The following is a 2,311-nucleotide window of genomic DNA, read 5'->3' on the forward strand; positions in this document are numbered from 1 at the left end:
GAGCGGCAGGTAGTTGTACAGGCGGCGCAGCATCATCAGCGCCTCGACATCGTTCTCGAAGGCCATGTCGGCCACGCCGCTCTTGGTGGTGTGGGTGGAGGCACCACCCAGTTCCTCTGCGGTCACGTCCTCGTGCGTCACGGTCTTCACCACCTCGGGGCCGGTGACGAACATGTAGCTGGAGTCCTTCACCATGAAGATGAAGTCGGTCATGGCCGGCGAGTACACGGCGCCGCCCGCGCACGGCCCCATGATCATGCTGATCTGCGGCACCACGCCCGAGGCCATCACGTTGCGCTGGAACACCTCGGCATAGCCGCCGAGCGAAGCGACACCTTCCTGGATGCGCGCGCCGCCCGAGTCGTTCAGGCCGATGACCGGCGCGCCGACCTTCATGGCCTGGTCCATCACCTTGCAGATCTTCTCGGCATGCGCCTCGCTGAGCGCCCCGCCGAAGACGGTGAAGTCCTGGCTGAAGACGAAGACCAGGCGCCCGTTGATCATGCCGTAGCCGGTGACCACGCCGTCACCGGGAATCTTCTGCTCGGCCATGCCGAAGTCGCTGGAGCGGTGCTCGACGAACATGTCCCACTCTTCGAAGGTGTTGTCGTCGAGCAGCAGTTCGATGCGCTCGCGCGCGGTGAGCTTGCCCTTGGCATGCTGCGCATCGATGCGCTTCTGGCCGCCGCCCAGGCGGGCCTGCGCGCGTCGTTGTTCGAGGAGTTCGAGAATTTCTTTCATGGCGTCCCGTAGAGGTTTCAGATGTTGATGTCGTGGTCTTGTGCGGCCAGCAGGTTGCGCGCGGCCGTGGATGCGGGGAGCGTGCCGCCCGTCACGGCGGCGATGGTTTGCGGCAGGAGTTCGCGCACATGGGGATGGTGGCGGAAGGCATGCTTGAGGCCGGCGTCGATGCGTTCCCACATCCAGGCCAGCGCTTGTTTCTCACGCCGCATTGTGAGCCTGCCGTTGGCGGTCTGGAGCGCCCTGAATTCCATGACTGAATTCCAGAATGCATCGACACCGGTGCCGAGCAGTGCGCTGAGTTGCATCACGCGCGGTTGCCAGAAGCGGATCTCGGCTTCCGGCGAGCCGGGCACTGCATGCGCGGCCTGCATCGCCTGCGCATGCGCCGGGTTGCCGTGATGTCCAAACAGGCGCAGCGCCGAAGTGATCTGGGCCTGCGCGCGCGTGGCAGCATCCTTGTCGATGTCGGCCTTGTTGATGACGACCAGGTCAGCCAGTTCCATCACGCCCTTCTTGATGGCTTGCAAGTCGTCGCCCGCGTTGGGCAGTTGGAGCAGCACGAACATGTCGGTCATGCCAGCGACCGCGGTTTCGCTCTGGCCGACGCCCACGGTTTCGACGATGACGATGTCGTAGCCGGCGGCCTCGCACACCAGCATCGCCTCACGCGTCTTCTCGGCCACGCCGCCGAGCGTGCCCGACGACGGGCTAGGACGGATGTAGGCACGTTCGTGGACCGAGAGCATTTCCATGCGCGTCTTGTCGCCAAGGATGGAGCCGCCCGAGACGGTGGACGATGGGTCGATGGTGAGCACGGCGACACGGTGGCCCTTGCCGATGAGGAACAGGCCCAGCGTTTCGATGAAGGTCGACTTGCCGACACCAGGCACGCCGGAGATGCCGAGGCGGAAGGACTTGCCGGTGTGTGGCAGCAAGGCCGTGAGCAATTCGTCGGCTTGCTGGCGGTGGTCGTCGCGGGTGGATTCGAGCAGCGTGATGGCCTTGGCGATGGCGCGGCGCTGCGGCAAGGAAGCCGCGGCGAGCACCGCCTGCTGGAGATCCGGGACCCGGCGGATCAAGACGCCGACTCCGAAGCCTGCCAGCGGTAATGCAAGTCCACGCCCTCCCCGCCTTCAAGCGCGAAGCCGTGCCGCAGGTAGAAGCGGTTGGCGTCGCTCTGCACGAGAGCAGTGAGCTTGATGTCGCGCCCTTGTTCGCGCGCTTGCGTCTTGGCCCACTCCAGCACCCATTCGCCGATGCCCAGGCCCTGGAAGCCGGTGCGCAGGTAAAGGTGGTCCAGGCGCAGCGCGTCGCTGCCCTCGGGCTTGAGCGTGACGAAGCCGATGCGTTGGTCGCCGTCGAGCGCGATGTGATGCATGAACGGCAGGACAAAGCCCGCCTGCAGCCGCTCACGCGAACGATCGGCATCGAAGCGGCCCACGCGCTCGAGGCTCGGACGCATCGCATCGACGCGCAAGGCGAGCATGGCCTCGAAGTCGCTGGAATCCACCGGCTGCAAGGACAGCCGTGACACGATATCGAACACGTTGATCCTCAGGCCGCGACC

General features: G+C 65.5%; 3 protein-coding genes. All 3 read right to left on the bottom strand.

Annotation, left to right across the window (positions count from 1 at the left end; translation table 11 throughout):
- Positions 1–741: acyl-CoA carboxylase subunit beta (locus HCU76_RS36220; RefSeq protein ID WP_305729967.1), on the bottom strand; the 741-nt coding region annotated here is incomplete at its 3' end.
- A 17-nt stretch (positions 742–758) separates the two neighbouring features.
- Entirely contained in the window at positions 759–1,823 is a 1,065-nt protein-coding gene (gene meaB, locus HCU76_RS36225) for a methylmalonyl Co-A mutase-associated GTPase MeaB (RefSeq protein ID WP_213959964.1), read from the bottom strand.
- On the bottom strand, positions 1,820–2,290 hold the full coding sequence (locus HCU76_RS36230; protein WP_213959963.1) for a GNAT family N-acetyltransferase: 471 nt from the start codon (positions 2,288–2,290) through the stop codon (positions 1,820–1,822). Before HCU76_RS36230 ends, meaB begins: the two co-directional genes overlap by 4 nt.
- Positions 2,291–2,311 lie beyond the last annotated feature (21 nt).

Origin of the sequence: Variovorax sp. dw_308 (genome assembly GCF_019207085.1) — a bacterium.
Lineage (GTDB): Bacteria > Pseudomonadota > Gammaproteobacteria > Burkholderiales > Burkholderiaceae_C > Variovorax.